3 protein-coding genes are annotated in these 6894 nt (G+C 62.7%); 2 read left to right on the forward strand and 1 reads right to left on the reverse strand.

The genetic code is table 11. From position 1 onward, the window contains the following. Positions 1–45: 45 nt before the first annotated feature. Positions 46–1785 (reverse strand): carboxylesterase/lipase family protein, encoded by a 1740-nt coding sequence (locus HMPREF2993_RS09405; RefSeq protein WP_070702075.1) that lies wholly within the window; start codon positions 1783–1785, stop codon positions 46–48. A 115-nt stretch (positions 1786–1900) separates the two neighbouring features. Between HMPREF2993_RS09405 and HMPREF2993_RS09410 the strand changes: the two genes are divergently transcribed. Together HMPREF2993_RS09410 and HMPREF2993_RS09415 are read left to right on the forward strand one after the other, a co-directional pair. After that, on the forward strand, positions 1901–2668 hold the full coding sequence (locus HMPREF2993_RS09410; protein WP_070702077.1) for a hypothetical protein: 768 nt from the start codon (positions 1901–1903) through the stop codon (positions 2666–2668). 153 nt (positions 2669–2821) lie between these two features. Then, positions 2822–6562 (forward strand): multifunctional oxoglutarate decarboxylase/oxoglutarate dehydrogenase thiamine pyrophosphate-binding subunit/dihydrolipoyllysine-residue succinyltransferase subunit, encoded by a 3741-nt coding sequence (locus tag HMPREF2993_RS09415; protein WP_070702079.1) that lies wholly within the window; start codon positions 2822–2824, stop codon positions 6560–6562. The last annotated feature ends 332 nt before the right edge of the window (positions 6563–6894 follow it).

Genomic DNA, 6894 nt, shown 5'->3' on the forward strand with positions numbered 1-6894 from the left:
CCCAGGCTGCTGCCAAGGCCCCACACATCTTACCTGCGATCCCCATCAATAGCTCTCCTCATTGAGCAGGAATCCCAGTTCCTTCAGAATCTCTGGGCGCCCAGTGCCCCACTCCAACATGTCGTAGGCCTCCCATGCTTGGCGACGCCCCTCCATCGGCGCCTCCTCCACGCGCGGCTCCACATCGAAAACCATGGTCGAGCGCTCTGGGGCTGTGTACTGCGGCCAATCCTCTCGCGGAGCCCCGCCCCGGATGAATTCGCCCCATTGCGTCTGCATGGCCCCGGTTACGTTCTCCATTTCGGAAGGCTTGGCGATGGTGTTCAGGAAGGAGACGCGCGACGCTCCTGGGTCGCCAAAAATATTGGAGAGCTCCATCGAGTGCATCGCCCCCAATCCCAACCAGCGCAGTGCTGCCGGCGCGAAGTCGAAACGGTACATCCACGTCGGATAGCGCCGTGCGTGTTCGGAGGCCACGCGGACGGTGGGGGCCCAGAAGAGGGCGTCGGTCAGCAAGTCCCCAAAGTCGCGGCGTGAGACCGCACCGCCATATGCCGCAATGACGTCCGGCGCACTCTCCGGATCGAAAGAGGCTAGCAGCCGCAGGGCCGCGCGCTCGCGGGCGCGCTGGCGTTGGAAGAGGAACTTTCCAAAGCTAGCCTCACCGGAGTTGGTTCCCACCAGCAGCGGCACTGGGTGTTGGTTGCCGTCCGCAAAGGCTTCGATGGGATGTTGCGGGATGAGGTCACCGTCGACAGTCGGCGCGTAGCAGGAGTTCAGGTACAGCAACTCGCCCGCGCGCCACATCATGGACTGACCTGAGCGCACCAAGTCCGCGAAATCTTCGCGGCGGAGATCATCCGCTGTGGTATCGCGCGGCAAAGCCATCTTGTGAACCAGCTCGCGGGCCCAAAACACCGACTGCGCACGCGAATGAATCATGCCTATCGGCGGCGACTGCGCAATCGCGCGGTGGAAGAGCCCTTCTGCACGCGGCACCGCCATGAGTGTCAGGACCGCTGCGCCGCCGGCGGATTCGCCCATGAGCGTGACGTTGTCTGGGTCCCCACCGAAGGCAGCGATATTCTCGCGCACCCACTCCAACGCTAAGACCTGATCCGCCACAGCCGGGTTGGCACAGGCCTCTCCGCCCAAGCTGCGGACATCAAGGTAGCCCAAGGCGCCTAAGCGGAAATTCACCGAAACATAGACCACGTCCATCTGGGCTGCGAACTCGAAGCCGCGCAACATCAGCATGTGGGAGGAGCCGACGATAAAACTGCCGCCGTGCAGATACACCACGACGGGCAGCTTCTCCCCTGCCATAGAAGTCGCCGGAGCCCCAGAACTCGCCAAAGTGTCCGAGGGGACGCTGCGGTGTGGGCGGACAATATCGAGGGTCAAGCAATCTTCCGCGCCTTCGATGCGATCCGTCCAGGAATAGACCGGTTGCGGGGCCACGTGCCCGAACTCGCGACAATCCCGGATCCCTTCCCACGCCGGGGCAGGCCGCGGCTCCATGAAACGGTTGGCCCCAGATGTATCAGCGCCGAAAGGGATGCCACGCCACGAGCGCACCGGCGCAGAAATCGGGCGGTCCGGGCGCAAATCTTCCTCAATGCAACCGCGCACCCAACCTCCTGTGGTGAGTACCGTGAGGTCGTCGGCAAGCGCGGTGCGTGCCGCCTCCTGCGCGGCGCGGGCACGGGCATGCAGGGATTCGGCAAGCAAGCGCGCCGCTGCTGCGCCGACCTCACGCGAGGGGGAAGGCTCAAACTCGCTCATGCCTCTTACCCTAATGCGCTAACCTGCTGGCGCGCTGAATAAAACGTTTTCGATACGGTGGTAAACATACAGTTCAGATTCACAATCAGATTTAGTTAAAAAGTTAGGTGAGACAATGTTGGACAAAGTCTTTGGCAAGGACAGCAAAGATAAGGCAGTTAGTCGCCGGGAAGCATCGGTCGATCAAGCCGGCTCAGCAGAGGCCGTGGGCACCTTAGAGGTAGACGAGGCCAACCGCATCACGAAGGGATTCCTGGGGGCCATCGACAAGATCGTCTCCGTCCAGTCCTCCGTCATCATTAACTATGTCGAGGGCGTGAAGAAGCGCAATCCCGATGCCAGCCCGGCGGAGCTCCAGGAGCTCATTGACAAGCACTTCATGAACATCATCACCGGTACAGGTGCTGCCGCGGGCGCCTCCGCGGCTATCCCCGGCATCGGCCTGGTCACCGGCGCGGCCACTATCGGTGCGGAATCCCTAGTCTTCCTCGAGGCCGCGGCGTGGTACATCCTGGCCTCCGCGCACCTGCGCGGTGACGACATCCGGGATAAGGAGCGCCGCCGCGCGCTGGTTTTGGTGGTGCTCACCGGCTCCCAGGGCAGCGCGTTGGTCGATACCTTTGTGGGTGATGCAACCTCGCTGTCCGGCGTCACCTCCGCAGCTACCCTCTCGCGATTCTCCGGCCCCACCCTTAGCGGCCTCAACGGCCGCTTGACCAAGCTATTCATGAGGCAGGCCACCAAGAAGCTCAAGTGGGCATGGGTGTCCAAGCTGCTGCCGATGGGTGTGGGCGCGGTGCTGGGAACGACCGCCAACCGTAAATTGGGACGCCAAGTGATCAACCATGCGGGCACCCAGCTCTCCCCCCTGCAGGGGGAATAAAAGGGGCGAAACCCGCCCAGGGTAGTGAGCAAACTTACAAGGGCCGTATCATAAAGGGAGACACTTTTCGGGGTGCCTTTCGCACCCGTGGATTGGCCTACTAGAGTCGAACAAAGACAAACTTAGAAGCACAGAAAGAGGCGAGCATCTGCCGTGAGCAACTCGAGCATCTATGGCCCGAATGCGTGGCTGATTGACGAACAGTTTCAGCAGTACTCCAAGGACCCGAACTCCGTAGACAAGGAGTGGCGCGAGTACTTTGAGGCCAACGGGGCACCGAAGTCGGCCGCACAGTCCAAGGCTGCGAACGCTCAATCCAGCACCCCCACCCAGAAGAAGAGCGCGGCACAGGCCGCGCCGAAGAAGGCCCAGGCTGCGGAGAAGTCTTCCGCTGCTCCGAGTGCTAAGGCACCGAGCGATTCCAAGGCTCCCGCCGCCGAGAAGGCTGCGAAGAAGACGGCGAAGAAGTCTGAGTCCCCGCTGGACCGCATCAAGGAAGCACCGGAGCCGGGCTCCCGCGTACTCAAGGGCATGTTCAAGGCAATCGCCAAGAACATGGACGAGTCCCTGGAGATCCCCACCGCTACCACGGTGCGCGATATCCCGGTCAAGCTCATGTGGGAAAACCGCGCGATGATCAACGATCACCTCAAGCGCACCCGCGGCGGCAAGATCTCCTTCACCCACATCCTGGGCTACGCGCTGGTGAAGGCCGTGCAGATCCACCCGGACATGAACGTGCGCTACGAGCTGCAGGACGGCAAGCCCACCGTCGTCCAGCCGGAGCACGTCAACCTGGGTCTGGCCATCGACCTTCCGCAGAAGGATGGCTCCCGCGCCCTCGTCGTCGCTGCCATCAAGGAAGCGGAGAACAAGACCTTCTCCGAGTTCATCGATGCCTACCAGGACATCGTTGACCGCTCCCGCAAGAACAAGCTGACGATGGATGACTTCTCCGGAGTCACCATCAACCTGACCAACCCGGGCGGCATCGGCACCCGCCACTCCATCGCCCGTCTGACCAAGGGCTCCGGCTCCATCATCGGTGTGGGCTCCATGGACTACCCGGCAGAATTCGCCGGTACCTCTGCCGACCGCTTGGCGGACCTCGGCGTCGGCCGCCTGGTTACCCTGACCTCCACCTACGACCACCGCGTCATTCAGGGCGCGGAGTCTGGTGAGTTCCTGCGCACCGTGGGCCAGCTGATTCTGGACGATGCCTTCTGGGACGAGCTCTTCGAATCGATGGGCGTTCCCTACCAGCCCTTCCGCTGGGCTGCCGACGTCCCCAACACGGGCGTCGACAAGAACACGCGCGTCATGCAGTACATCGAGGCCTACCGCTCCCGTGGCCACCTGCTCGCGGACATCAACCCGCTGGGTTGGAAGCAGCCGGGTCTGCCCTGGCCGGACCACCGCGACTTGGACCTGGCTACCCACGGCCTGACCATCTGGGACCTGGACCGCACTTTCAACGTCGGCGGTTTCGGTGGCAAGGAGACCATGACGCTGCGTGAGGTGGTCAGCCGCCTGCGCGCCGCCTACACCCTCAAGGTTGGCTCCGAGTACGCCCACATCCTGGACCGCGATGAGCGCGGCTGGCTGCAGGAGCAGATTGAGGCCGGAATGCCGAAGCCGACCAACTCCGAGCAGAAGTACATCCTGCAGAAGGTCAACGCCGCTGAGGCATTCGAGAACTTCCTGCAGACCAAGTACGTGGGCCAGAAGCGCTTCTCCCTGGAGGGTGCTGAGTCCCTCATCGCCCTGCTGGATTCCATCGTGGACACCGCCGCTGGCCAGGACCTCGACGAGGTCGTCATCGGCATGCCGCACCGCGGCCGCCTCAACGTGCTCTTCAACATTGTGGGCAAGCCGTTGGCGGATATCTTCGGCGAGTTCGATGGCAACTACAAGGGCGGCCAGATGGGCGGCTCCGGTGACGTGAAGTACCACCTGGGCGCCGAGGGCGAGCACCTGCAGATGTTCGGTGACGGCGAAATCAAGGTCACCTTGGCCGCTAACCCGTCTCACCTCGAGGCTGTTGACCCGGTCATGGAAGGTATCGCACGCGCCAAGCAGGACATCCTGGACAAGGGCGCCGGCGCACACACCGTGGTGCCGATCATGCTCCACGGCGATGCTTCCTTCACCGGCCTGGGCGTGGTCCAGGAGACCATCAACCTGTCCCAGCTGCGCGGCTACACCACCGGCGGCACCGTCCACGTTGTGGTCAACAACCAGGTGGGCTTCACCACTACCCCGGATTCCGGCCGTTCCACGCACTACGCCACCGACCTGGCTAAGGGCTTCGACTGCCCGGTCTTCCACGTCAACGGCGACAACCCGGAGGCTGTTGTCTGGGTGGGCAAGCTCGCTACCGAGTACCGCCGTCGCTTTGGCAAGGACGTCTTCATTGACCTCGTGTGCTACCGCCTGCGCGGCCACAACGAGGCCGATGACCCGTCCATGACCCAGCCGCTGCTGTACGACATCATCGATGACCACAAGTCCGTTCGTGAGCGCTACACCGAGGAGCTCATCGGCCGTGGTGACCTCTCCGATGAAGAGGCTGAGGCAGCTGCACGCGACTTCCACGACCAGATGGAGTCCGTCTTCGCCGACCACAAGAAGGCTGAAGAAGCTGGCCCGAAGGAGCAGACCGGCATTACTTCCTCCCAGGAGCTGACCCGTGGTCTGGACACCTCCATCACTGCCGAGGAGATCGCCGAGATTGGTGACGCCTACGGCACCCCTCCGGAGGGCTTCGAGTACCACAAGCGTGTGGCCAAGGTGGCTAAGGACCGCCAGAAGTCTGCTCGCGAGGGCGGCATCGACTGGGGCTGGGGCGAGCTCATCGCCTTCGGTTCCCTGGCTAACGCCGGCAAGGTCGTGCGTCTGGCCGGTGAGGATTCCCGCCGCGGTACCTTCACCCAGCGCCACGCTGTGGCCTTCGACCCGCGCACGGGCAACGAGTACAACCCGGTTGCCCGCCTGGCTGAGTCCAAGGGCAATGGCGGCAAGTTCATGGTCTACAACTCCGCGCTGACCGAGTTCGCTGGCATGGGCTACGAGTACGGCTACACCGTGGGTAACCCGGATGCTGTCGTGGCTTGGGAGGCACAGTTCGGTGACTTCGCCAACGGTGCGCAGACCATCATCGATGAGTACGTCTCCTCCGGTGAGGCCAAGTGGGGCCAGCTCTCCAGCCTGATCCTGCTGCTGCCGCACGGCTACGAAGGCCAGGGCCCGGACCACTCCTCCGCCCGCATTGAGCGCTTCCTGCAGCTATGTGCTGAGGGCTCCATGACCGTGGCCCAGCCGTCTACTCCGGCTAACCACTTCCACCTGCTGCGCCGCCAGGCACTCGGTGAGATGAAGCGCCCGCTGGTGGTCTTCACCCCGAAGTCCATGCTGCGTAACAAGGCCGCGACCTCTTCCGTGGAGGACTTCACTGAGGTCAAGAAGTTCCAGTCCGTCATCAACGACCCGAACTACGTTGACATCAACGGCAAGAAGGTCGGCGATACCGACAAGGTCAAGACCATCATGCTGGTCTCCGGCAAGCTCTACTGGGAGCTGGCCAAGAAGAAGGAAGCCGATGGCCGCGACGACATCGCCATCGTGCGCGTGGAGATGCTCCACCCGATTCCGTTCAACCGCCTGCGTGAGGCTTTCGAGGCCTACCCGAACGCAACGCAGATTCGCTTCGTACAGGACGAGCCGGCCAACCAGGGCCCGTGGCCGTTCTACAACGAGCACCTGCGCGACCTCATCCCGGACATGCCGGAGATGGTCCGCGTCTCCCGCCGCTCGCAGTCTTCGACTGCTACCGGTAACGCGAAGGTTCACCAGATTGAGCAGAAGAACCTGCTGGAGGAAGCCTTCGACGTCTAAAGGCGTTCCGACCCAAGGCGCAAGAACATAGCGCCCAACAAGGCCCCGGCCACCACGAACTCACAGCGAGTGTGGTGGCTGGGGCCTTTTATCGTGTTAGGGAGAGGGCGGGATCGGCCCGTCGACACTCTATCTCCGTTCTACGAACAAGGTTGTGTCTTAGCTGAAGACACTCATGCGCAGGACCGCTGAAGGCGGGTACTGAAACGCCCGTGCTTGAAAGCGCAACATTGCAGTCTCCACTGTCATGTCTGCCAACTAGTCCCCCGCGACCAAGGCCACGCTCCTCCCCCTTCGCGCTTGTTCAGAAGACTGAAATGGTAGCGGTGTGG

This window comes from Corynebacterium sp. HMSC068G04, assembly GCF_001814885.1.
Taxonomy (GTDB): domain Bacteria; phylum Actinomycetota; class Actinomycetes; order Mycobacteriales; family Mycobacteriaceae; genus Corynebacterium; species Corynebacterium hiratae.